The 21,250-nt window shown below is 60.9% G+C and carries 28 protein-coding genes; 17 read left to right on the plus strand and 11 right to left on the minus strand.

Annotation, left to right across the window (positions count from 1 at the left end; all coding sequences use genetic code 11):
- Positions 1-311: 311 nt before the first annotated feature.
- A complete protein-coding gene (locus ACYQZ5_RS00005; RefSeq protein WP_379730420.1) occupies positions 312-548 on the minus strand; it encodes a hypothetical protein in 237 nt (78 codons plus the stop codon).
- Positions 541-780 carry a zinc-ribbon domain-containing protein gene (locus ACYQZ5_RS00010; RefSeq protein WP_379730419.1) on the minus strand — a complete coding sequence of 80 codons (240 nt, stop codon included), beginning with the start codon at positions 778-780 and terminating at the stop codon, positions 541-543. Before ACYQZ5_RS00010 ends, ACYQZ5_RS00005 begins: the two co-directional genes overlap by 8 nt.
- Before the next feature lie 235 nt (positions 781-1,015).
- Here ACYQZ5_RS00010 and ACYQZ5_RS00015 point away from each other — a divergent pair, with 235 nt between their 5' ends.
- Positions 1,016-1,201, plus strand: a complete 186-nt coding sequence (locus ACYQZ5_RS00015) for a hypothetical protein (protein WP_379730418.1) — start codon at positions 1,016-1,018, stop codon at positions 1,199-1,201.
- Between the two features lie 3 nt (positions 1,202-1,204).
- Here ACYQZ5_RS00015 and ACYQZ5_RS00020 read toward each other — a convergent pair whose 3' ends face one another.
- Both ACYQZ5_RS00020 and ACYQZ5_RS00025 read right to left on the minus strand, forming a co-directional pair.
- On the minus strand, positions 1,205-1,528 hold the full coding sequence (locus ACYQZ5_RS00020; protein ID WP_379730417.1) for a hypothetical protein: 324 nt from the start codon (positions 1,526-1,528) through the stop codon (positions 1,205-1,207).
- 72 nt (positions 1,529-1,600) lie between these two features.
- Positions 1,601-2,206, minus strand: a complete 606-nt coding sequence (locus ACYQZ5_RS00025; RefSeq protein ID WP_379730416.1) for a site-specific integrase — start codon at positions 2,204-2,206, stop codon at positions 1,601-1,603.
- 202 nt (positions 2,207-2,408) lie between these two features.
- Between ACYQZ5_RS00025 and ACYQZ5_RS00030 the strand changes: the two genes are divergently transcribed.
- The 8 genes from ACYQZ5_RS00030 to ACYQZ5_RS00065 all read left to right on the plus strand — a co-directional run bounded on the left by ACYQZ5_RS00030 (position 2,409) and on the right by ACYQZ5_RS00065 (position 10,708).
- Positions 2,409-2,666, plus strand: a complete 258-nt coding sequence (locus ACYQZ5_RS00030; protein WP_379730415.1) for a hypothetical protein — start codon at positions 2,409-2,411, stop codon at positions 2,664-2,666.
- A 50-nt stretch (positions 2,667-2,716) separates the two neighbouring features.
- A complete protein-coding gene (locus tag ACYQZ5_RS00035; protein WP_379730414.1) occupies positions 2,717-4,963 on the plus strand; it encodes an ATP-binding protein in 2,247 nt (748 codons plus the stop codon).
- Between the two features lie 210 nt (positions 4,964-5,173).
- A complete protein-coding gene (locus ACYQZ5_RS00040; protein WP_379730413.1) occupies positions 5,174-6,175 on the plus strand; it encodes a Cdc6/Cdc18 family protein in 1,002 nt (333 codons plus the stop codon).
- 120 nt (positions 6,176-6,295) lie between these two features.
- Positions 6,296-6,991, plus strand: coding sequence for a hypothetical protein (locus ACYQZ5_RS00045; RefSeq protein ID WP_379819011.1), 696 nt, complete (start codon positions 6,296-6,298; stop codon positions 6,989-6,991).
- The gene (locus ACYQZ5_RS00050) at positions 6,978-7,229 is read left to right on the plus strand and encodes a DUF8156 family protein (RefSeq protein ID WP_379730411.1); all 252 of its coding nucleotides are present in this window, start codon (positions 6,978-6,980) and stop codon (positions 7,227-7,229) included. Before ACYQZ5_RS00045 ends, ACYQZ5_RS00050 begins: the two co-directional genes overlap by 14 nt.
- Complete coding sequence (locus ACYQZ5_RS00055; protein ID WP_379730410.1) at positions 7,226-9,334, plus strand: type B DNA-directed DNA polymerase; 2,109 nt, start codon at positions 7,226-7,228, stop codon at positions 9,332-9,334. Before ACYQZ5_RS00050 ends, ACYQZ5_RS00055 begins: the two co-directional genes overlap by 4 nt.
- Before the next feature lie 136 nt (positions 9,335-9,470).
- On the plus strand, positions 9,471-10,244 hold the full coding sequence (locus ACYQZ5_RS00060) for a TIR domain-containing protein (RefSeq protein ID WP_379730409.1): 774 nt from the start codon (positions 9,471-9,473) through the stop codon (positions 10,242-10,244).
- Positions 10,241-10,708, plus strand: coding sequence for a RipA family octameric membrane protein (locus tag ACYQZ5_RS00065; protein ID WP_379730408.1), 468 nt, complete (start codon positions 10,241-10,243; stop codon positions 10,706-10,708). The genes ACYQZ5_RS00060 and ACYQZ5_RS00065 overlap by 4 nt, the downstream gene beginning before the upstream one ends.
- Positions 10,709-10,722: 14 nt before the next feature.
- On the opposite strand, the gene ACYQZ5_RS00070 is transcribed toward ACYQZ5_RS00065, so the two are convergent.
- Together ACYQZ5_RS00070 and ACYQZ5_RS00075 are read right to left on the minus strand one after the other, a co-directional pair.
- Positions 10,723-11,247, minus strand: coding sequence for a helix-turn-helix domain-containing protein (locus ACYQZ5_RS00070; protein ID WP_379730407.1), 525 nt, complete (start codon positions 11,245-11,247; stop codon positions 10,723-10,725).
- Complete coding sequence (locus tag ACYQZ5_RS00075) at positions 11,247-11,438, minus strand: hypothetical protein (protein ID WP_379730406.1); 192 nt, start codon at positions 11,436-11,438, stop codon at positions 11,247-11,249. Before ACYQZ5_RS00075 ends, ACYQZ5_RS00070 begins: the two co-directional genes overlap by 1 nt.
- Before the next feature lie 394 nt (positions 11,439-11,832).
- Here ACYQZ5_RS00075 and ACYQZ5_RS00080 point away from each other — a divergent pair, with 394 nt between their 5' ends.
- Entirely contained in the window at positions 11,833-12,153 is a 321-nt protein-coding gene (locus ACYQZ5_RS00080) for a hypothetical protein (RefSeq protein WP_379730405.1), read from the plus strand.
- A 104-nt stretch (positions 12,154-12,257) separates the two neighbouring features.
- Here ACYQZ5_RS00080 and ACYQZ5_RS00085 read toward each other — a convergent pair whose 3' ends face one another.
- On the minus strand, positions 12,258-12,506 hold the full coding sequence (locus tag ACYQZ5_RS00085; RefSeq protein WP_379730404.1) for a winged-helix domain-containing protein: 249 nt from the start codon (positions 12,504-12,506) through the stop codon (positions 12,258-12,260).
- A 543-nt stretch (positions 12,507-13,049) separates the two neighbouring features.
- Here ACYQZ5_RS00085 and ACYQZ5_RS00090 point away from each other — a divergent pair.
- The gene (locus ACYQZ5_RS00090; RefSeq protein ID WP_379730403.1) at positions 13,050-13,535 is read left to right on the plus strand and encodes a PadR family transcriptional regulator; all 486 of its coding nucleotides are present in this window, start codon (positions 13,050-13,052) and stop codon (positions 13,533-13,535) included.
- Positions 13,532-14,494, plus strand: a complete 963-nt coding sequence (locus ACYQZ5_RS00095; protein ID WP_379730402.1) for a hypothetical protein — start codon at positions 13,532-13,534, stop codon at positions 14,492-14,494. The genes ACYQZ5_RS00090 and ACYQZ5_RS00095 overlap by 4 nt, the downstream gene beginning before the upstream one ends.
- A 51-nt stretch (positions 14,495-14,545) precedes the next feature.
- Here the strand turns inward: ACYQZ5_RS00095 and ACYQZ5_RS00100 are convergent, their stop codons facing one another.
- Complete coding sequence (locus ACYQZ5_RS00100) at positions 14,546-14,740, minus strand: hypothetical protein (protein ID WP_379730401.1); 195 nt, start codon at positions 14,738-14,740, stop codon at positions 14,546-14,548.
- Between the two features lie 54 nt (positions 14,741-14,794).
- On the opposite strand from ACYQZ5_RS00100, the gene ACYQZ5_RS00105 reads away from it, so the two are divergent.
- Positions 14,795-16,012, plus strand: coding sequence for a tyrosine-type recombinase/integrase (locus tag ACYQZ5_RS00105; RefSeq protein WP_379730400.1), 1,218 nt, complete (start codon positions 14,795-14,797; stop codon positions 16,010-16,012).
- A gap of 116 nt (positions 16,013-16,128) precedes the next feature.
- On the opposite strand, the gene ACYQZ5_RS00110 is transcribed toward ACYQZ5_RS00105, so the two are convergent.
- Together ACYQZ5_RS00110 and ACYQZ5_RS00115 are read right to left on the minus strand one after the other, a co-directional pair.
- A complete protein-coding gene (locus tag ACYQZ5_RS00110; protein ID WP_379730399.1) occupies positions 16,129-17,187 on the minus strand; it encodes a sensor histidine kinase in 1,059 nt (352 codons plus the stop codon).
- Between the two features lie 189 nt (positions 17,188-17,376).
- Positions 17,377-17,790: a DUF192 domain-containing protein gene (locus ACYQZ5_RS00115; RefSeq protein WP_459844736.1), complete on the minus strand. Its 414-nt coding sequence runs from the start codon at positions 17,788-17,790 to the stop codon at positions 17,377-17,379.
- Between the two features lie 79 nt (positions 17,791-17,869).
- Between ACYQZ5_RS00115 and ACYQZ5_RS00120 the strand changes: the two genes are divergently transcribed.
- The 3 genes from ACYQZ5_RS00120 to ACYQZ5_RS00130 all read left to right on the plus strand — a co-directional run bounded on the left by ACYQZ5_RS00120 (position 17,870) and on the right by ACYQZ5_RS00130 (position 19,698).
- Positions 17,870-18,421, plus strand: a complete 552-nt coding sequence (locus tag ACYQZ5_RS00120) for a DUF7097 family protein (RefSeq protein WP_379819013.1) — start codon at positions 17,870-17,872, stop codon at positions 18,419-18,421.
- Positions 18,422-18,468: 47 nt separating this feature from the next.
- A complete protein-coding gene (locus ACYQZ5_RS00125; protein WP_379731814.1) occupies positions 18,469-18,921 on the plus strand; it encodes a VOC family protein in 453 nt (150 codons plus the stop codon).
- A gap of 81 nt (positions 18,922-19,002) precedes the next feature.
- The gene (locus tag ACYQZ5_RS00130) at positions 19,003-19,698 is read left to right on the plus strand and encodes a hypothetical protein (protein ID WP_459844739.1); all 696 of its coding nucleotides are present in this window, start codon (positions 19,003-19,005) and stop codon (positions 19,696-19,698) included.
- Positions 19,699-19,749: 51 nt separating this feature from the next.
- Here the strand turns inward: ACYQZ5_RS00130 and ACYQZ5_RS00135 are convergent, their stop codons facing one another.
- Positions 19,750-19,944 carry a hypothetical protein gene (locus ACYQZ5_RS00135; RefSeq protein ID WP_379730401.1) on the minus strand — a complete coding sequence of 65 codons (195 nt, stop codon included), beginning with the start codon at positions 19,942-19,944 and terminating at the stop codon, positions 19,750-19,752.
- 54 nt (positions 19,945-19,998) lie between these two features.
- Between ACYQZ5_RS00135 and ACYQZ5_RS00140 the strand changes: the two genes are divergently transcribed.
- Positions 19,999-21,216: a tyrosine-type recombinase/integrase gene (locus ACYQZ5_RS00140; RefSeq protein WP_379730400.1), complete on the plus strand. Its 1,218-nt coding sequence runs from the start codon at positions 19,999-20,001 to the stop codon at positions 21,214-21,216.
- Positions 21,217-21,250: the final 34 nt, after the last annotated feature.

Here is a 21,250-nt window from a genome sequence, read left to right on the forward strand (position 1 = left end):
TCGTCGACGCCGGCGCCGCGCCGAACTCGGTACTCGACCGCGAGGATCGCGAGGATCGAGACGATCACGGCGACGCCGACGCTCGCGACTAGCGCGAGATCGAGCGTCCAGTACGGCCCGAAAACCCGTAGTCGTAGTAGGTCGTTCCCCAGCCCGCGCCGTCCGGGTTCTGATAGACGCTACCGTTCGGTTCCTCGTAGAACTCCCACCCGCCAGCGCGATTTGGAACAGCACCGACTGGGCGATCAACGGCAGCCCCGCCGCCGCTACCAACTGGCGCGCCGACGCTCGAGGTCGGAGTCGATCCCGGATCATGCCAGCCCCACGATGAACTCGGCGCCGTAGTACGCGATCACGAGCATCGAGATCGAGAGCAGCATCGCGACCACGATGATCAGCGAACGGGCGAACTGCCAGAGGAGTCGGTTGAACTCCTCCATCGCGTCCGCTGCTGATCCGAGCCGCTCTCCTGCCTCGAGATCGACCCCACCCTCCGGCTCTGGGAGATCCTGCTCGCTCTGTGTTGCCGGGAGGTCGCCCTCACTCATACTGGATCAGGTCCTCGTCGACGCCGACCTCTTGCAGCGCGTCGGTGAGCGCCTCCGAGGTCTCCTCTGACACCCCTCGGATCACGACGCCGGGCTCTCCGGCGTCGGGCTCGCGCGCTCCGCATCGCGGGCAGAAGATCGAGTCGTCAGGAATCTCGATCCCGCAGGCTGAGCAGGTCGTCGAGGACGGCGCGATCCGGTCCGCGATCCGCTTCCGGACCGTCCTCACCATCGCCGCCTCCGGCGCTCCCAGCGCTGTGGGTCGTGCCTTTTCTCCGCCGTGTCGGGCTCTGTCTCAGAGCCCCGAGTGTCGTCGTCCATACTTGTCGTCGGCCGAGCCGCTCGGCCGATACTCGCGAATGGCAACGACAGCGCCTAAATCGCAGAAAATTGGGGGGAATCTAATAGACTTTATGAGAATCTGTTCGGTTCTCCCGTTTTATGATAGACCACGAGAGTCGAGACGTATGGGCATCGAGGAACGATTCGCGGACTGCCGGACCGCACAGGAAACCAAGGGCAGCGTGACGGTCACGATCCCCAGTCCGCTCGCCGAGGAGTGGGAGATCGAGCAGGGAGACCAGATACCGTTCTACGCGGAGGAGGGCGACGACACGGCCGAGATTCGCCGTCCCGGGAAGCGCGACGACTGAGTTCTAGAGAATATTCTCATAGAAGACACTGAAAGCAGCTATCCCAGAAGCAACTGTGATGCACATAAGGGCCGCAATAAGCCCGAAAAACACAATATAAACCCTGAGCGGTGAGCCACCAAACCCGGACGCGAACGGCGTTATCGAGAATATTGCAGCGAGGCCCATGAAGGATACTGAACCTAACACCAGAACAATCCCCAAATTGAGTGATTCTATTTCGAACAGTTCCCTCAGATTGGAGAACGCTACGAGAAGTAGAGCAAGCGCAGGCAGTGATAGAGCGATGAGACGGAGTAGATCGCCGTATGATGCCGGGTCGGCCATGTCAAACGGTCGGAGATGGTATTGTTTAGGCTTTACCCTGAGAGGCCGAAAACGATCGAACCCACGCCTGTACTACGCGAACCCCGCCTCCTCGAACGCCTCGTTCACGACGCTCGGCGTCGGCGCGTTCAGGTAGGGCTCGATCGCTTGGAACGAGTCCCAGCCGCCCACCTGCATGACCACGCGAGGGTTCATCTGTCGATCGACGAGGAGCCGCTGCGCGAAGCGCCGGCGGAGATCGTGGCTCGAGACGTAGCGGAAGTCGCCGTCGCCGGTGGCCTCGGCCGCGCGCTCGGCCGTGCGTTTGACCACCGCCCGGACGCCCCGCTCGGAGAGATCGACGAGCTGCTCGTGGCGGCCGATGTCCTCGGCGGTCTGGTAGCGGTGGATGTCGCCCTCCACGTCGCGCGGGAGGTAGGCGTCCCGGGGCTTCCCACCGCCGCCGGTCGTGTCCTTCCCCTCCGGAACGCGGAGCCGGAAGTGGTCGCCGTCCTCGGTCCGCTTGACGTGCTTCGGGCAGATTTGGGGAATCTCGAACGCCCGGAGGCCGACGTAGCCGCCGAGTTGAACGATCAGGTCGTCGCGATGGCTCGAGGCCGCGCGGCGGAGCTCCTCCAGCTCGTCGTCGGTGAGCCAGCACTTGTACTGATCCGGCTTGTTGGTGGCCTCCAATCGCATAGAGCCTTGTAGAAGAAGATCGCACATAATGGGTGAGAACCGACCGGGTTTCGGCCGTGATCGGGCGGGTTTGCGGGGGGTCGCTTCCGACTTGTGCAAGAAGTAGGTTGAGTCAGTCCGATAGACTGTCCCCACTAATTTCGTTGACCGTTGAACTAACCGTGATTTTTATGATCGGGACGAGCCCAATTGCCCAATATCAATGAGGGCTGGCGAATTTTTCAGGGAGAAGTTCGGGGTCCTCTTTTGGCGTAGTTCAGAACGCCGAGAAGACCTATCTAAATCGAAAGCCCTCGAAATCACCGAGTCTGATCTAAGCAGGTGCCAAAAAGAGACGAGGTACCTACGGGCGGAAATCGACTGTAGCGACGACGAGATGGTCGAGAAACGCGTCCACTCTCTAAGAAACCAGATCCAGAGCATAGACGACACGCTCGAGTCTATCGAAAAGGAATACTAACAGAGGATATATTACGGAAGAAGGTATTCCATCAGACAACATCTTCTTCCATGAGTCAGCTTCCTTCGTTTATCGATCGTCAGGAAGAGCTACGGACTGTATTTGACGGAATCGAATCTTCTAGTGGGTCTTTCTACTCCATAGTCGGGCCTAGTGGTCACGGGAAAACACGCTTTCTCGAAGAAATCAGACAGCAGTACGCGGATGAAGACGACGTCTTCGTCCTCGATTTCCAGTTCAACAGCGGGCTAACTAGTATCAAACAGTTCGGGGCAGAATTCCAAGAACGGTGGAAAGAAGAAGTTCCGTCGGGAAAGACGAAGAGGGCCAAACAGGCCCTTCACCGGGTAATTCGTTCTAAGTACACGGACCCCGCCATCGACCTACTCTCTGCCGGAGGCGGCGCAGTCGTACCCGGACTTAGCACTCTCTCAGTGGGTAAGCACCTCCTCCCCGAAGAAGATTCAGACTCTAACGTCCCACTGTACGGAGAAATCTTGACCGACTTCCTCGGGGAATTCTCTAACCTAAACCCCGACTGCACGCTCTTGGTCCTCCTAGATCACTACGATCGAGTCGAAGCTAGGCAAGAGGAGTTCGACCGCCTCTTCAAAAGTCTCTCAAGAGACCTTCCGGAGAACGTCGTCTTCTGTGTTGGCTCTCAACGAAGATTGGCTACAGAGCACGACATCCCGATCACTACAGTCGAACTAGGTGAATTCGACACGGAGGAAACTGAAGCGTACCTATCGGAAGCAGGACTCGACCCATCGGAGGAAGAAATCTCAGAAGTCGTAGAAGTCACCAAAGGTAATCCTTACTACCTGAATCGGTTTGCCTCGATAGCTGTCGAAAGTAGCGTCGAGTCCGCACTCAACGACCTCCCAGAGTCTCAGATTCACAGCTACCTCGAGAGTGAATTCCTGAACGAACTCGCCGAGGACCAAGAACGATTACTTCGAAACATCTGTGCTCTGTCGGAATTCCGTCGAGATATTGTCTCAAAACTTATTGGGGAGGATACAACGAAAACGAGGAGAGAACTACAGAGCCTCTACCGCGAATCGGTGCTCGAGAAGATCGGCCACCACTCGTATCCGGTCTACAAACCACACGATCTGCTGCACGATTATCTCAGGAACTCTATATCTGAAGAACGTCTCGCAGAACAACACAGGGAGTGTGCCACAATATACGCGAACGACGTGACTGAAAGCCCTCTAATCGACGTTCTGGAGGATTTTCTGTGGGACTTTGTTCTGGGAAGCAACCCTAATTCCGAGGCAGTCGAAGAGTTTGCACGTACCACGGGGGATCGGTTCGCTACCGGTGTAATGGTTGACTTACACCTTGACCAAGTACCAACCAAGGAGTCGAAAGAACAGCAACTGGTGAATTTACTCCAAGATCCAGCTGTAAACGAAGACGAAGCGGAAACTAGTCTATCGCTCTACTACAGTGGGCAGGAGGACGTAGACTGGTCAGATGTCACCGAACGAGCGAACGGCGACGATCAGAGTTCAAAGCCTGTCGAAGAAATTCTGGAGACCGAGACAGACAAACCGCCGGAGAAGACCCTAGTAACCGAAGTCGCGAGAGCCGTCACCCTCGCGGGATCGTTGGAGGACCACAACAAGGACGACAAGATCGAGAAGACGTTCGAAGAGATCACCGAGACGATTCGCAGACTAACGACCAACCAAGACATCCATCTCGTAGCGGGCCTCGGGTACCTCATCTCGAAACTCGCAGAAGCGATGTTTTATGACAGCATCGGCGAGACGAACAAGGAAGACACAGCCCGAAACGAGGCGAAACAGTTCATCCAAGACTTCTACGGGCTTAGCCAAGACGACTATATATTCTGTAAAAACCTGCTGAAGACCCTAGACTATCACCTCCAGAACCCCGATCTCGATATCTCTGTTGACCCCGAGTCGGACCTCGAACAGGCCATCGAAACCCGAGGAGTCTACGGAGGAGCACAATCCGGGTTCCGGAGCATGATCGTTGAGTTAGCCTCAGATCTGAACCAAGCCCGGCAAGACAACGATCCCCTCATCCAAGACAGGCAAACCCTGAAAGACGCCAGTCGTGAAGCGGCGATCTACTTCGCGAACGAGGATCACGACGTAATCGCCGCGGTGATTCGCGATCTTGGAAACCTCGTCGAGTACGCACTCAGCTCTGACGGCGTGGCGTCTAAGGACGACATTGATTACGCCTTTGAGGACACGGAGTTCGCCGACCAACTCGATCACGTCTTCTCGACCGTGGAGTGGCACAGCGAAGAGTAACTGGCTTTGCCCACCAGTGATCTCTGCACGAAGAGCCGTCGTCTCAGAGGCTATTGGTCGTTTGCTGGGTCTTCCGCTGATACTTTCCACTGCTTGCCACCCTCAAGGGCTGTCCGAATGCTCTCGGCATCAAATCCTCCGCGCCATTCGGAACCATTCGGAACTGCAGGGGTTCCACTTATGGAGTGTTCCGTTGTCTAATCTGAGTAGATGCTGAGAGACGGGACCGTCTTCGACGAAGACCACCTCCCACGGGAGATAGTTGGCCGAAACAGCCAGATGAACGAGGTCACCGACGCTCTCGCGCCGATCGAGGACGGCTTTCGCGCCGAGAACTGCTACCTCTTCGGGCCGAGCGGTGCCGGAAAAACCACGGTCGCCCGAGCTGCCGTACGGGAACTCCGGCGCGAGGTACTCGAGGTCCCAACGGCATACGTGAACTGCTGGAAGGAATCGACGCGTTCCGGCGTCTTGGAGCGTGCCGCGAAGGACCTTGCCAACGCGGCCGTGCCGAAGAATGCCCCAGCGCGGGATTTGGTCGATAAGCTGGAGTCGTCGCTCGACTCGCCGAGTGTGATCATTCTCGATGAAGTCGACCAGCTTCGCGATCCGGACACGCTGTACGATCTCCATTCGATCTACGGGCTCTCTTGGATTTGCATCGCGAACCGCGAGGTCGACCTCCTTGCCCGCCTTGAGGAGCGTGTCCGCTCGCGAGTCTCAGTTGGATATCGGGTTCAATTCGACAGATACACTGCCGACACAGTGACGGAGATTCTCGCCCGACGCGCCAGTCAGGGTCTCGATCCGGGGGCTGTCGAGCGCGAGACGCTGAAGGAGATCGCCGAGATGGCCGACGGCGACGCTCGTCGGGCCATCACGGCGCTGCGGGTTTCGGCACGCAAGGCAGCCGACGAGGGACTGTCGTCAATTCCACGTCGTCTCGTGCGCGAATCAGTTCTTGACGCCGAAGAGGAGGTGCGCCAGAAAGCGATCTCGAAGCTGAACGACCACCAGCGTGTCCTCTACGAGTGTCTTGAGGAGGCCGGTCCGCTGATCCAGAAAGAACTCTACGAGCACTACAAGCGAGAACACCCCGACCCGATCACGCTCCGAGCGCTTCGAGAGCGGCACCTTCCGAAGCTCGAGCACTACAACCTGATCACCACAGATAGCGAGGGAGGTGCGAAAACGTACCAGATCGTGGAGTAGCCTCCGGAACACCGTTCGGAACTACCGTCTCCGCGTCCCCGTTGGGCGGTTTTGGCCTATCCGGAACCGTTCGGAACCTCCCGAGAGACACTCTTGGAGCTGTTCCCGGTTGTTGGAGATATGCTACACCAGAGGAACGACTCCCCATCATTGACGATCCCTGAACTCCCGTCACTCGATTCAGGTATTACGCTGGTCGAAGCTGAGAACGACCCGCGTCTACCTCTTCAGACCCTGATGGTGGACCGCCTGTTACTCGAAAGTGGTCGCGCAGTCTGGGTCGGGACCGGGCGATATTGCACGACAGACACGCTCGCCGAGGTGTCTCCGGATAGACGGGTGCTCGAACGGGTCGACGTGGCTCGAGGATTCACTCCCTATCAGCACACCGCGCTCATCGGAAACCTCGAGGCGAATCTCGGCGAGAACACCGAGGTGGTCGTGTTACCGGACATCGACGCCCTGTATCGAGGGAGTGATCTCCAAGGTGATGACGGGCAGGAGATGTTGGTTCGTGCCCTTGCCAAGCTGGCCGGGGTAGCCCGTGAGTACGAAATTCCGGTTCTGTGCACCCGTTCGAAGGCGGACGGGTTCAGCGAGCCAGTCGAGACCGCGGCGACATCGACTCTCGCCGTTCAGGACACACCGATGGGGCCGCGGTTCGTCGGCGATGAGTTCGAGACGATGGTCTACGAGCTGGAGGATGGCTGGGTTCAGACGACGATCGCGTTCTGGCAGGAGGTTCTCCAAGCCCGCCAGCCGATCCACGAGACCGCCAACATCTCTTCAGGGGTGTTTGCTCGTGGGACGGTCTAACCCAACGTACCGCGACAGTCTCCGGCGTCTCGAGGAGCAGTGGGGTGACTTCCGCCGGGCGCTCCGGTATCGTGACCAGCAGCACTGGGACGACCTCTGGGAACAAGCCGCTGGACACGCCGACGCCGCAGGGTACCAGAACACGGAACGGAAGCTCGATCTGGTCCTGATGTCGATCGTGCTCGCACAGGAGCGTCGGATCGCTACGCTCGAGGAGGAACTAGAGGGTACAGAGTGACCTACTGTATCGATTTCCCCGACGAGGAAACCGCAGTCGAGTGGTCGCTTACTGAATCCGGAGCGGAGCGCGAGGAGGTGAGCTACCGGCCTCGGTTCTACGTCAACACTACCGACGGTTCGCTCAACGAGGTCGAATCGTCGATCGGCGCGCATCCCGAGGTGGCCGAGGTCGAGAGGGAAGAACATCGCCCCGGTTGGCGCCACGATGCGTGCGAAATGCTGGCCGTAGAGGTGATGAATCTGGACGTGATTCTGCGGTTAGCGTCGACGATTACGCAGTTAGGCCGACCGGGAGAGTATCGCTGCTACAACGTCGACCTCTCGCCGGAGTTCCGGTACTGCGTCGAGACCGGCACCGATCCGGCGCCGGCCCGGGAGCCGACGATGATGGAACTCGAAACGCCGCCGATAACGGAGTCAGGTGGCCTGAGGTCAGTGACAGTGACGGCCTCGAGTGGGGAGACGTACGTCCTCGAAGAGGATCCGTCGACGATCGCCCGTGACGTGGAGGCGCTGATCCAGGAGCACAATCCGGATGTCCTGCGAGTTTCCACGGCCCAGTTGATCCCCCAGTTGTTCAACGCCGTCGACGACAAGCCGCTCCAACTGGGTCGGGAGCCGGGGTACACACAGTTAGCGACGAAGAGTACGTACGAGAGCTACGGCCGGATCGGACACTCGCCGGCTCGATACAACGTTCCGGGCCGCGTGCTCGTCGACGCCTCGAACTCCTTCTTTCTGAAGGAGGCCAACCTCCACGGGATTCTCGACCTCGTAGAGCGTTCGCACAAGCCGCTACAGGAGGCGTCGTGGGCGAGCATCGGGAACATCCTCACCGCCATCCAGATCCGCGAGGCGCTGGATCGGGATGTGCTCGTCCCCTGGCGTGCGTGGCGGCCGGAGTTCTTCAAGAGCGCTGCCACGCTGGAGGAGGCCGATCGTGGAGGGTACACGTTCTCACCGGATGTCGGTGTTCACGAGAACGTCCACGAACTCGACTTCTCCAGCCTCTATCCGAACATCATGTGTACGCGGAACATCTCGCCGGAGACGGTCTGCTGTGACTGTCACCCCGAGCGTCAGGACGTGTCGGGATTGGGGTACTCGATCTGCCCGGAGCCGGGATATCTCCCCGACGTGCTCCAGCCCCTGATCGACGATCGGGACGAGATCAAGCGCCGGATTCGCGAGGAGGACGGCGACACCGAGGTGCTCGAAGGAGCATCGTCGGCGATCAAGTGGATCCTCGTCTCCTGCTTCGGGTATCAGGGGTTCTCGAACGCGAAGTTCGGCCGGATCGAGTGCCACGAGGCAATCAACGCGTTCGCTCGTGAGATCATCCTTGAGGCCAAGGCGACGTTCGAGCAGCACGGCTGGCGCGTCGTCCACGGGATCGTCGACTCGCTCTGGGTGACGCCGATGGACGATCGCGAGCAGACTGGCCTGGAGGCGGTCGCCGAAGAGATCAGCGAGGACGTGGAGATCCGGCTGGAGTACGAGGCCGCGTACGACTGGATCGCGTTCTGCCCGCGGCGCAACGACGACGCCGGCGCGCTGACGCGATACTTCGGGAAGCGAGCCGGAGAGCCCGTCGACGAGGCGTCGAGCTACAAGCGTCGCGGGATAGAGGCACGGCAGCGATCGACGCCGGAATTCGTCGAAACCGCGCAGTTGGAACTGATGCAGGAGTTCGGACGAACGCGCTCGCCCGAGGGGGTGTGCGAGCGGCTCCGAGAGTTTATCGAGGAACTCCGCACCGGCGACGTGGATCCGACTCGACTAGCGATCACGAACCGCGTCTCGAAGCGCGTGGAGGAGTACACACAGACGACGAAGAACGTCGCCGCACTGGAGCGCGCGTCCGATCTCGGCTTGGAGAAGAACCCCGGGCAGGACGTGGAGTATGTGGTCGTCGACGACGAGAAAGACGGTCGGGCTCGCGTTGCCCTCCTACACGAGGAGCCTGAACGGTACGACGCCGATTTCTACCGGGATGAGCTTTGTCGAGCGGCTGAGTCCGTGCTCGCACCGGGTGGTTTCCGACGCAGCGACATCGAAGAGCAGTTGGCTGAGCGGGTGAACGGCTCCGTGTCTATGTTTTGATTCTTGTCTCCCTACTGGTTTTGACCCAGTATCGGCCACGTATACTTTGGGAGGGTACAAAACCGAACTATTCAGTATTTCCACTTTCACCGTGCTCCAGCCAAGTTTATTCTTCAAACACAGGAATCATCGTCTAATGAGTTGGCAACACCACTTTGATCGAGCTAGAAGATCACCCGTTCCAATCGATATAGACAAGGAGGAGGTAGGTCCGATTCCTCCAAGATTTGAAGCTCAAGGGCCGGGCATCAAGGGCCTCTGGAGAGTCTACGAGTGCGAAGAAGGGTTGGATCAGATGCAGATCATCGAGTTACCATCGAAGTATCGTGTGTCTGTTTCTAACCCTGTGTCAGATGATAACCAGATATCTCAGCCCGTACCCCAGTCGTCAAACGGAGCTGAGTCTTCAAAAGGGAAAGTTCTCGCAGCACTTGCCCTAGGTGGTATTGGACTTGCTGCCCTTGGGAAGGTTTTCGGCGAATCACGTAGTAGTACAGCTCCGGATCCAGAGCAAGCCCACCGGGTCTTTATCAGCCACTCTTGGGCATATGAGGAGCACTTCGAGGAGGTCAAAGAACTCCTTGACGATGCAAACGGCTTCGAATACTTTGACCACAGCGTTTCCTCGGACGACCCACTTGATGCTCGGCTTCCCAATCACCTCCGGAAGAAAATCCGAGATCAAATGCGTTCGGCTTCTGTCGTACTCGTGCTATCCGGGATGTACGTCACGTACAGTGATTGGATCCAAGAAGAGATTGAGATGGCAAACGAGATGGAAAAGCCAATTATTGGTGTGATTCCTGCAGAGAATGACCGTGTCCCCGGAATTGTTCAGGATCACGCAGTCGAGCTTGTTGAAGCCGACGGGAAGGCGATCCTGAACGCGATCGACGAATATGCAACATGAACGACGATAGTGAATCCCCTGATTCCGATCAAACGGAATTGATTGACCAGTATACAGCCTATGTGAACACGACGCTGAACGTCAGCAACCGGCGTATGCGGAACAACCGATTTTACGTTCTGTTGCTCTCTGGGACTCTTGCTGTCCTTTCTGTACTTACGGATACCCAGATAATTGAGGAGGTAGGCCTACTGCTTGCCGGACTTCTCGGATTCGCTCTTTGTATCCTCTGGTATCTCAGTATCGTCTCTTACAAGCAGCTAAACAGCGGGAAGTACAAAGTAATCAACTCGATGGAGGATGATCTTCCGGCGGAGCCGTTCGCCGACGAATGGGAGATTCTCGACGAGGGTGATAATTGGAGAAACTACATCACCCATACTCGTGTTGAGCGGAAGATTCCGTTTGTCCTCGCTATTCCTTACCTCCTTATCTCTGTTTACGCACTTTCCCAGATTATTTGAGGTTTATTTCGATGCTATGACTTCGATTCCAGAAGCTTCGTGATGAGGACAAGACCTCCGCCTAGGAACCATGTTGCACCCCCGGAAGCAGCGAGGCCGGCGCCTATCACGATGAGTGCGGCATCGGTCAACTGGATCGATAGTGCGGAAGTTACTGGATCAGAGATGGCGACCATGACGATCAGCGCCCCGAGGAGCATGAACCCGACTCCGAGAAACCGGGTCACCTCGAAAAATTCACGCATCTCTTTGTTGAACCGGGCGAGCCGGTCCAATTCGGGCGGTATTGGGTTCTGAATCTCCGTCGGTGGGAGGCCCCAAACATCTGCTCCACCCACCTGCTGCTTTATTACTCGATCGTCCTCCTGAAGGGCGTTAAGATGCTCTCGAACAGCCGTATCACTCAGGTCGACAGCACCTGCTATATCCCCGGTTCCAAGTACTAGCTTGTCGCTCTCCCGGAGGACGTTCAGCAGTTCTTCTGGATGGGTTCCGTTCCCGTCGTGCGTCGAGAGGATTCCATTCTTGGTCATGCTCATTATCGGAACAGTGTCTGGACCGCGACTGCGGTGACGAGTACTACTCCCACTATCCCGGCGAACAGATACAGTACACCCATGAGAGTGAAGTTAAATAATTCACTCGTTGCTACTGATCCGAACACGAGCATCACGATGCCGCCGATGATGAGCGCGAAGGCGGCCTCGATCGCTTCTACAAACTCACTCATTGTGATCTATCCTCCATTTCTGGGGTTTTCTCTTCGAACATCGCATCTTCCACTAGTGTAGGTGGCATAATAGAGCCTATAGACAGTTTAGAACAGTTTATTCTATCACAGCGGGTTGGAGATCGCCAATCTATAGTTCGTGGTCGGAAACACGGGGTTCGTGTCTGGAAACCCGACGCAGGCGTTCGTTTTTCCGGATCACCCTTGATCCGAACACGGTCGGCCGTGGTATGCCACGGTGGGAGCCAACCGTTCAGACTCCAGTTCCAGAGAGGGTTGTCCGGAACTCGGCCCGGAACATCGATACCCGGCTGAGTACTGCGGTTCTCTCTATCCGGAACCGTCCGGAACCCGCCGGACGAGACTCTTGTCGGTAACGTGGCTGTGTCTAGATATGGCCACTAAGAGCCAGACCGAGAGCGGTCGCACAGCGGAGTTCGTAATCGACCCGACCGAACGCCTCGACGCCGAGTCCATCGACGACGAGACGCCGACGCACGTCCTCGTCCAGGTGAGCAGTAACGGACGCTCGCAGATGGCCATCGTCGCCGCCGGAGCTGCCGGCCGGTGGAGCTTCGACTTCCAGATTGACTCCTCCGGAATCGAGGTCGAGCGTGCCTTCGAGGAGGGAATCCGGACCAACGTCGAAGACCTGCCTGCGTGGATGGTTCCAGTCAAAGACGCGGTCGCCGGTCTAGTCCTGTCGGGGCAGTAGCGGTCAGTAAATGCCCCACGCAATGAATGCAACGAGCCCGATGCCGAGGAGCAGAACGAACAGCGGCGTCCAGATGATCAGCTTGTGGAGGGTCTCGTCGCGCATTAGTCTTCCATCTCTTCGATCCCGATTTCGTCGTCAAGCCATTGCTCTCCCTTCCCGCTCAATTGGTAGTACCCCGACTCGGCTTTCTCGACGAGATCGTGGTCTTCCAACTTGGACAGTCTCAGCTGCACTGTCGAGTACCCAATATCGTGCCCGTGCCGATTCAGATTCGCCCAGAGTGCCTTCGGAGGAAGCTCTAGATCGTGCTCATGGAGAAACTCCAGCACGACCGTATCGTTCAGAGACATCCACTCTGGCCGGGGGCGCATTCGAACCCACGGTACGACTGCTGGGGCTTATTTCCAGCCGTTCAAGAAGTTTGGTAGGTTATATACACTCTCGAAATAGGTCTTTTAGCCTAACAGTTAAGGTCCTCCATGCCGATGCACGTTGTAACGAAGGTCTCTCGCGGACCCGTCGGTCGCCGATGGGTCCATGCTCGAAAACTGAAGCGGACCCCGTGCTGGTGACACGGGTCCGCGCGGGCCTTCGTGAGACAGGCACGAAAGCCATGTACGACGACGCCGCGCCGGGGCTTGAAACCTCGGTCCTGACCGTCCCGCCGCCTTCTGAGCCGCGCGTTCAGAATGGTGTGTCTCGACCCAGTGCTCTCCTCCCTACCAAAGTCGGGAGCACTGGGCCGAGCACCACGGCCTCGCACAGCCAGAGCATCACCCTCGGAGAGGGTTATCTCCGGACTTCACGAGACCATGAGTTCCAACGCTTCTGACGACGAAAAACGTACCGACAGCGAACAGTCTAGCAACAGTATCATTGACGGCGGGACACGGATGTCGCGCGACCGCTTCGAGTGCTTCGAGTGCGGTTTCGCGGCGGAAGACCGGGAGGGGTTCGATACGCACGGCCTCGCGATGGCCTGCCCGAAGTGCAAGTCGCTCCGCGTCGAACACGTCTTCACTGACGACGACGATCTCATCGCCGACGGCGGCGTCTCGTGGTACGACCTCACCGCGTTCAGGCGCGACTGCCTGCTGACGCTCGCGCGGATGGAGAACGACGACGCGCGGATGCACGGGCTCGGGATGAAGGAGCGCCTCGGGGCCCGGTACGGTGACGAGATCAATCACGGGCAGATCTACCCGAACCTCGACGCGCTCGTCGACGCCGGACTCGTCGAGAAGAGTGCGCTCGACCGGCGGACGAACAGCTACACGCTGACCGACGCCGGCTGGCGGATGCTCCGCGAGCAACGGGAGGGGTGGGTTGAGCTGGACGTTCGGCGCCCCGCTGTCGCCGACGGGGGTGATGACGAATGAGCGACGAGGATTCGATCTGTGACGACTGCGGACAGCCGTACGACCACACGACAACTGCCGGCCCCGGGAAGACCAAGCGCTCCTGTGGCTGTGACACGGTGCTGAAGCCCGTCGCCGACGACACCGAGAACGCGTTCGCGAACAGCGCAATCCGGGCGATGAACGCGGCCGGGGACGTGGAGACGGCCGCGCGGATCTACGAGGGCACTCGCGGGCGGTTGGTCGCCGACGGTGGAGAAGACCGAACCGTCGTTCAGGTCGGTCAGTTCGAGACCTACATCCTGCCAGACGATACCGTCGAAGACCTCTACGAGCGTGTCGGGTACTCTTCGATCAGCATCGACACCGAGACGACGGCTCTCTGTCGCCCCTTCAGCGATCGCGGCGCGCCGACACCGCCCGAGGATGACCAGATCATCCCGTTCGACCTTGAGGGCGTGGAGTACGGCGACAAGCTGGAACTCTACCGGCTCCCGGCTAGTGAGCGACCGGCGTACCCGGAAGCCAACGACGACGAGAAGGAACTCGTCACCGACGGCGGCGCTCGCGAGGAGACGATCGAGAACTGGCTGGTGATCAATTGGCGCGAAGGAACGACGCGTACGCGGAAGTCGAAGCCCGACGCCGCGAAACTCGGCACCCACGAACTCGCGACGAGCCTCACGCTGAACGTCACGATCCCGGATGTCGACGTTCCCGAACTCGTCGCCGACGTGGAGGTGCCCCAGCCCCGTGTGGAAGCGTCCGAACTCTCCGACTTGGAGACCGAGGACAGTCCCGACTGGATGGACGTGGCCGACGAGATCGTGGATGAGCACCCGGAGACCGATCCGTTCGACGAGATTGATCAGCTCGTCGTCGCCGTCCTCGAGGACACGCCGGGCCGGCCGGACGTGGAAGAGGTGAAGCGGTACCTCCAGCAGCAGCTCCGAGAGCTTCAGCGAGGTGAGAACCAGTGAGCGACCGTAGTTCTCCAGAGGACGCTCAAGCCAATTCTCTCCGCGCGAATGCTACGACTCGTCCTCGGTCTCTGAGGCGTATCCGAGTAGACCGCCGATCGCTCCGCCAACTAGTGCTCCTCCGGGACCACCGAGGGTTGCTCCGAGCGTTGCTCCTGTACCCATCGCGGTTGCTGTTCTCTTGCCGCCTTCAGAGTCATTCTCTGCCATACGTCGGGATAGTGTATGAGTATGTAAAAATGACACTACGGCGCGGTGAAAGTGGAACCTCTGACTATGGCTCCGCTGGGGAGGCCCACCTTGACTAGTGAAAACGACTCTGAAGTCGACGACGACGATCCCGACGTTTCCGACGTGATGGACCAACTCGACGACCTGCGAGAGTCCATCGACCCCGAGGCCGACCTCGAGCCGATGTCACCTCGCGAGGCTCGCGAGGACTGGCTCGACCGGCAGGAAGAGAAAGCCGATTCGACGGTCCGCTCCTACGAGGATCGGACGATCCACTTCATCCGGTTCTGCGATCGCGAGGGAATCGATGACCTGAACGATCTGACCACCCGCCACATCAAGCAGTACGAGTCTGAGCGACTCTCGAAGGGGATCACCGAGTCTACCCAGAAGAACGAGTGGGGGACACTGGGCCGGATGCTCGAGCACGCCGCCAAGCTGAACGCGGTGCTGCCCGAGGTCGCGGAAGCGCTCGACGTGCCGGAGCTCTCGAAGGACGAGCGGGTCAACACCGAGACGCTACCCGCCCAGCGTGCGCTGACGATCCTCGAGAACCTCGAGCGGTACGAGTACGCTTCGCGCGAGCACGTCTCGTTCATGCTGATCTGGCGGACGACGATGCGGCTCGGCGCGATCCACGGGCTGGACCTCCGGGATCTCTATCTGGAGGAGGACGACCTCGGACGCCTTCGGCGCCAGCTGCTCGAGGACGGCTACACGCCCGCGGTCGTCGACGACGTGATCGACGAGGCCGAGACGCCGTTCATCTACCCCCGGCACCGTCCGGAATCGGCGTCGGACACCACGCTGAAGAACGGCACCGACGGCGAGCGCGTGATCAACATCTCGGACGACACCGCCGAGGTGCTCGAGGCGTACATCCGGGTGAACCGTCACGAGATCGAGGACGAGGACGGCCGGAAGCCGCTGCTGACCTCGAAGAAGGGCGGCGGCCGGCTGGCAGATACGTCGATTAGGAACTGGATGTACATCCTCACCCAGCCGTGTAACTGGGGCGGGGAGTGCCCGCACGACCGCGATCCGGAGGAGTGCGTCGCTCGCGAACACGGCCGCGGAAGCAAGTGTCCGAGCGCGCGATCTCCCCACAGAATCCGGACGGGGAGCTACACTTGGCACCGCGACAAGGGCTGGCCGCGTCGTGATCTCGAGGAGAAAGCGAACACCTCGCTCGACGAAGTGTACGACCAGCCGTTCGAGCTGACGCGCGGGATGAGCCGTCGGCAGCACCTTGATCGGCTCGACGACAACGGAGGTGATTCCGCGTGACCCGAGTAGGAAGTGGACTCCTGACCTCGGCGGTCCCACTTCTTCGAGTCGATCAACAGCGCACAGCGGTAGTGCTGTCCGGGGGGCGTCGACGGCCGGCGCGCCCGTACCACCGACTACCTCGCTTCCGGGAGCGTTATCCGCACGGTCGTCCCCTGCGGACTGCCCTCCAGCAGGTCGAGCGTTCCGCCGGACATCTTGACGGTCCAGTAGATGATCCACAGCCCCAGCCCCTGCGTGTGGTTGAGCGGTGTTTCCCGCTGCCCCTCGATCGCTTCGACGTCGAACTTGGGGATTCCTCTCCCCCTGTCGCTGATCTCCAGCACCGCCATCCCGTCCTCATTTCGCCGGACGCGGGCAGTTATCGGCGTGTTCTCGGGGGTGTGTTCGATCGCGTTTTCGAGCGCCTCCCTGATCGCTTTGGGGAGCGCCGAGTGACACTTCACACGGCAGTCCGCTTCGAACCGTGTCCTGATCTCGACGCCCGGATGCTCCGCTCTGGCCCGCTCGATCTGCTCTTCCACCACCGCCGCGAGGTCGAACTCCGCGGTCTGGTCGTGCTCCCAGATGGAGACGATCTCCCTCGTCCGGTCGGTCGTCGTGAGCAGCCGTCGGAGGTGCTTCTCGATCATCCGAACGTCCTCGGTCGTCGCCCCCGACCGATCGGCCGCCTCGATGTTCTTGAGGTAGCCGAGCGAGACGGAGAGCTCGTTTCGAAGGTTGTGCCGGAGCACCCGTTGATTGATCGTGAGGAGGTTCGTGAGGTCCCGAGCCTCGTCGAGCCGTTCCTCGGACTCGATCGCGTACAGCCCGCCGCGGACGCCGACCGCCGCCCCGAGGCTGCTCGCGAACGAGAGGAGGAAAGACAGCTCCGTCTGGTCCCCTTCGAGCGTCCAGATCAGCCAGATGGAGAACGCCAACAGCGCGAACGACACTGTCACCCCCGCTCCGACCCCGACCGTTCGCCACTGTCCCCGATTCGTGATCGGCCGGGCCGGGAGCTGATAGCCGGTCACGAGGACCAGCCCCGACATGCTGCAGATGATCACCGATTCGAGCAGCGTTCCCAGCCCCTCCCCCTCGGTGAGGAGGTGAACGACCCCGAGCCCGAAACAGAGCAGCCCCAGAGAGTAGACGCCGTGTTTCGGCCGGACTCCGTGGGGTGAGAACGACACGAGCCTCCTATGCAAACTGTGCACATAGTAGTTACCTTATTCTCGATTTTCCGAAAACGAGTAAAATATCGGATACTGGACGGACAACCGACAGTTTCAGGCGGGATATTGCACTCGATCTACACGTACGGTCAGGGCCGTACCGGCACCGACCGACGGCCGCCCGCCGGGGACGGCCCGTGCCGGCCGTCACGCAACGATCTCGACCGTATCGCCGGGTTCGACGCCCTCGGCGGCGCCCGCCGGGAGTTCGACCACCGTGTCCGCGAGCCCGTGGGCCAGCCCCCGGAACGGCCGGAGGCGTTCGACGTTGACCACCTCGTCGTCGACCAGCCAGAGCACGTCGATCGGCCGGAACACGAACAGCGTGTGGATCGTCCGGCTCGCCGGCGCCTCGAACGGGAACGCCAGCGCGTACCCCTCGGGGATCGACCGGCGGAACATCAGCCCCAGCGCCTGCGCCAGCGGCCCCTCGGCCAACTCCACCTCGTCGGCGAGTACCCGCCGCTCGACGCCGTCGGCGTTCCCCTCCTCGTCTGTGGTGCCGGCCTCGTCGGCCGTCGGTGGGCGTGCCCCGCCGTCGCGGTGGTGGACGAGTCGCACGCCACCCGCTCCCGCCGCCGCCCTACTAAGCGTTCCCCCGGGACCGAGCGTTCAAGGCCGAGCGCGCCCCACCGCGGCTATGGAGGAGACGCCCGAGGGGACGCCGGTTGGCGTCGACGACCCCTACGCGGTCGCCGGGCGCTGTGACCACCTCACGAGCGACGGCCGCTGCCGGTACGCGCTGGATCACGCCGAGGGCGACCCCGAGTTCGCGGCCGAGCGCCGCAGCGAGGGGTACGCCTGCGTCGTCGCCGACACCGAGGCGGCGGCGACCGACGGCGAGTCGCCGGACTGGTCGCGCTGCCCGCACTACCGCTCGACCACGGACGCCAAGGCGTGTGCGCGCTGTGGGCTGGAAGAGGTCCGACTCGCCCACGACGAGGAGGCACGACCGCTGATCGAGGAACACCACCTCTCCTACGGCAACCGCGGCGAGGACGACGCCGACACCGCCCACGAGATCACGGTCGGCCTCTGTCGCTGGTGTCACACCAAGGTCCACCGCTCGTTCGCCCGGATCGACGACGACGCCAGCCCGGACCCGGAGGGGATCGCCGAACGCGAACGCCGTCGTAGCGAGGAACTCTCCGAGATGGGGTTCCGGTCGGCCAGCGAGCGCCGCGAGGAGTGACCGCCGCCGGCACAAATCACGCCCCGCTCGGGCGCGTCGGTCCGGTCATGCCCGCCGACCACCTCGGACACGTCCACCTGAAAGTCACCGACGTCGACCGCGCCGTCGCGTTCTACCGCGACGTGCTCGGCCTCGAGGTGACCGAGCGCGTCGACCGCTACGCGTTCCTCTCCCTCGGCGAGCACCACCACGACCTCGCGCTCCAGGGGATCGGCGCCGAGGAGGTCGACGACGGCGTCCCGGCGGCCCCGAGAGGCCCGCGCGTCGGCCTCTACCACTCCGCGTGGGAGGTCGACAGCGCTGACGAACTCCGGGCGACCGCCGAGCGGCTGGCCGAGCGCGAAGTCGCTGTCTCGCCGGTCGACAACGGGGTCAGCAAGGCGCTGTACTTCGATGACCCGGACGGCAACGGCGTCGAGGTGTACCTCGACACCCGCGAGGAGCGCGACATCGAGCAGTGGAACGGCCGGAACGAGCGGTTCGACCCGTTCTCGCTCTGAGACCGGAGCTGTGGTTGCACGGACGTGCCTATATCGCCCCGGTTCCGAGGCGCTTTTGAGCCTCGTCAGCCAACCCCGCCCATGACCAGGATCGTCGTCATCGACAATCACGGGCAGTTCACCCACCTGGAGGGGCGCGCGCTCCGGGACATCGGCGTCGACACCGAGACGACGGCTCTCTGTCGCCCCTTCAGCGATCGCGGCGCGCCGACACCGCCCGAGGATGACCAGATCATCCCGTTCGACCTTGAGGGCGTGGAGTACGGCGACAAGCTGGAACTCTACCGGCTCCCGGCTAGTGAGCGACCGGCGTACCCGGAAGCCAACGACGACGAGAAGGAACTCGTCACCGACGGCGGCGCTCGCGAGGAGACGATCGAGAACTGGCTGGTGATCAATTGGCGCGAAGGAACGACGCGTACGCGGAAGTCGAAGCCCGACGCCGCGAAACTCGGCACCCACGAACTCGCGACGAGCCTCACGCTGAACGTCACGATCCCGGATGTCGACGTTCCCGAACTCGTCGCCGACGTGGAGGTGCCCCAGCCCCGTGTGGAAGCGTCCGAACTCTCCGACTTGGAGACCGAGGACAGTCCCGACTGGATGGACGTGGCCGACGAGATCGTGGATGAGCACCCGGAGACCGATCCGTTCGACGAGATTGATCAGCTCGTCGTCGCCGTCCTCGAGGACACGCCGGGCCGGCCGGACGTGGAAGAGGTGAAGCGGTACCTCCAGCAGCAGCTCCGAGAGCTTCAGCGAGGTGAGAACCAGTGAGCGACCGTAGTTCTCCAGAGGACGCTCAAGCCAATTCTCTCCGCGCGAATGCTACGACTCGTCCTCGGTCTCTGAGGCGTATCCGAGTAGACCGCCGATCGCTCCGCCAACTAGTGCTCCTCCGGGACCACCGAGGGTTGCTCCGAGCGTTGCTCCTGTACCCATCGCGGTTGCTGTTCTCTTGCCGCCTTCAGAGTCATTCTCTGCCATACGTCGGGATAGTGTATGAGTATGTAAAAATGACACTACGGCGCGGTGAAAGTGGAACCTCTGACTATGGCTCCGCTGGGGAGGCCCACCTTGACTAGTGAAAACGACTCTGAAGTCGACGACGACGATCCCGACGTTTCCGACGTGATGGACCAACTCGACGACCTGCGAGAGTCCATCGACCCCGAGGCCGACCTCGAGCCGATGTCACCTCGCGAGGCTCGCGAGGACTGGCTCGACCGGCAGGAAGAGAAAGCCGATTCGACGGTCCGCTCCTACGAGGATCGGACGATCCACTTCATCCGGTTCTGCGATCGCGAGGGAATCGATGACCTGAACGATCTGACCACCCGCCACATCAAGCAGTACGAGTCTGAGCGACTCTCGAAGGGGATCACCGAGTCTACCCAGAAGAACGAGTGGGGGACACTGGGCCGGATGCTCGAGCACGCCGCCAAGCTGAACGCGGTGCTGCCCGAGGTCGCGGAAGCGCTCGACGTGCCGGAGCTCTCGAAGGACGAGCGGGTCAACACCGAGACGCTACCCGCCCAGCGTGCGCTGACGATCCTCGAGAACCTCGAGCGGTACGAGTACGCTTCGCGCGAGCACGTCTCGTTCATGCTGATCTGGCGGACGACGATGCGGCTCGGCGCGATCCACGGGCTGGACCTCCGGGATCTCTATCTGGAGGAGGACGACCTCGGACGCCTTCGGCGCCAGCTGCTCGAGGACGGCTACACGCCCGCGGTCGTCGACGACGTGATCGACGAGGCCGAGACGCCGTTCATCTACCCCCGGCACCGTCCGGAATCGGCGTCGGACACCACGCTGAAGAACGGCACCGACGGCGAGCGCGTGATCAACATCTCGGACGACACCGCCGAGGTGCTCGAGGCGTACATCCGGGTGAACCGTCACGAGATCGAGGACGAGGACGGCCGGAAGCCGCTGCTGACCTCGAAGAAGGGCGGCGGCCGGCTGGCAGATACGTCGATTAGGAACTGGATGTACATCCTCACCCAGCCGTGTAACTGGGGCGGGGAGTGCCCGCACGACCGCGATCCGGAGGAGTGCGTCGCTCGCGAACACGGCCGCGGAAGCAAGTGTCCGAGCGCGCGATCTCCCCACAGAATCCGGACGGGGAGCTACACTTGGCACCGCGACAAGGGCTGGCCGCGTCGTGATCTCGAGGAGAAAGCGAACACCTCGCTCGACGAAGTGTACGACCAGCCGTTCGAGCTGACGCGCGGGATGAGCCGTCGGCAGCACCTTGATCGGCTCGACGACAACGGAGGTGATTCCGCGTGACCCGAGTAGGAAGTGGACTCCTGACCTCGGCGGT

This window comes from Halolamina salina, from assembly GCF_054653455.1.

Coding starts and splice junctions, on each gene's coding strand:
- ACYQZ5_RS00025 (WP_379730416.1), bottom strand. CDS start 2,206: ATGCGATTGGAGGCCACCAACAAGCCGGATCAGTACAAGTGCTGGCTC.
- ACYQZ5_RS00045 (WP_379819011.1), top strand. CDS start 6,296: ATGCTACACCAGAGGAACGACTCCCCATCATTGACGATCCCTGAACTC.
- ACYQZ5_RS00095 (WP_379730402.1), top strand. CDS start 13,532: ATGAGCGACGAGGATTCGATCTGTGACGACTGCGGACAGCCGTACGAC.
- ACYQZ5_RS00120 (WP_379819013.1), top strand. CDS start 17,870: ATGGAGGAGACGCCCGAGGGGACGCCGGTTGGCGTCGACGACCCCTAC.
- ACYQZ5_RS00060 (WP_379730409.1), top strand. CDS start 9,471: ATGAGTTGGCAACACCACTTTGATCGAGCTAGAAGATCACCCGTTCCA.
- ACYQZ5_RS00070 (WP_379730407.1), bottom strand. CDS start 11,247: ATGAGCATGACCAAGAATGGAATCCTCTCGACGCACGACGGGAACGGA.
- ACYQZ5_RS00040 (WP_379730413.1), top strand. CDS start 5,174: ATGCTGAGAGACGGGACCGTCTTCGACGAAGACCACCTCCCACGGGAG.
- ACYQZ5_RS00015 (WP_379730418.1), top strand. CDS start 1,016: ATGGGCATCGAGGAACGATTCGCGGACTGCCGGACCGCACAGGAAACC.
- ACYQZ5_RS00035 (WP_379730414.1), top strand. CDS start 2,717: ATGAGTCAGCTTCCTTCGTTTATCGATCGTCAGGAAGAGCTACGGACT.
- ACYQZ5_RS00065 (WP_379730408.1), top strand. CDS start 10,241: ATGAACGACGATAGTGAATCCCCTGATTCCGATCAAACGGAATTGATT.
- ACYQZ5_RS00080 (WP_379730405.1), top strand. CDS start 11,833: ATGGCCACTAAGAGCCAGACCGAGAGCGGTCGCACAGCGGAGTTCGTA.
- ACYQZ5_RS00085 (WP_379730404.1), bottom strand. CDS start 12,506: ATGTCTCTGAACGATACGGTCGTGCTGGAGTTTCTCCATGAGCACGAT.
- ACYQZ5_RS00130 (WP_459844739.1), top strand. CDS start 19,003: ATGACCAGGATCGTCGTCATCGACAATCACGGGCAGTTCACCCACCTG.
- ACYQZ5_RS00005 (WP_379730420.1), bottom strand. CDS start 548: ATGAGTGAGGGCGACCTCCCGGCAACACAGAGCGAGCAGGATCTCCCA.
- ACYQZ5_RS00090 (WP_379730403.1), top strand. CDS start 13,050: ATGTCGCGCGACCGCTTCGAGTGCTTCGAGTGCGGTTTCGCGGCGGAA.
- ACYQZ5_RS00030 (WP_379730415.1), top strand. CDS start 2,409: ATGAGGGCTGGCGAATTTTTCAGGGAGAAGTTCGGGGTCCTCTTTTGG.
- ACYQZ5_RS00075 (WP_379730406.1), bottom strand. CDS start 11,438: ATGAGTGAGTTTGTAGAAGCGATCGAGGCCGCCTTCGCGCTCATCATC.
- ACYQZ5_RS00010 (WP_379730419.1), bottom strand. CDS start 780: ATGGTGAGGACGGTCCGGAAGCGGATCGCGGACCGGATCGCGCCGTCC.
- ACYQZ5_RS00125 (WP_379731814.1), top strand. CDS start 18,469: ATGCCCGCCGACCACCTCGGACACGTCCACCTGAAAGTCACCGACGTC.
- ACYQZ5_RS00020 (WP_379730417.1), bottom strand. CDS start 1,528: ATGGCCGACCCGGCATCATACGGCGATCTACTCCGTCTCATCGCTCTA.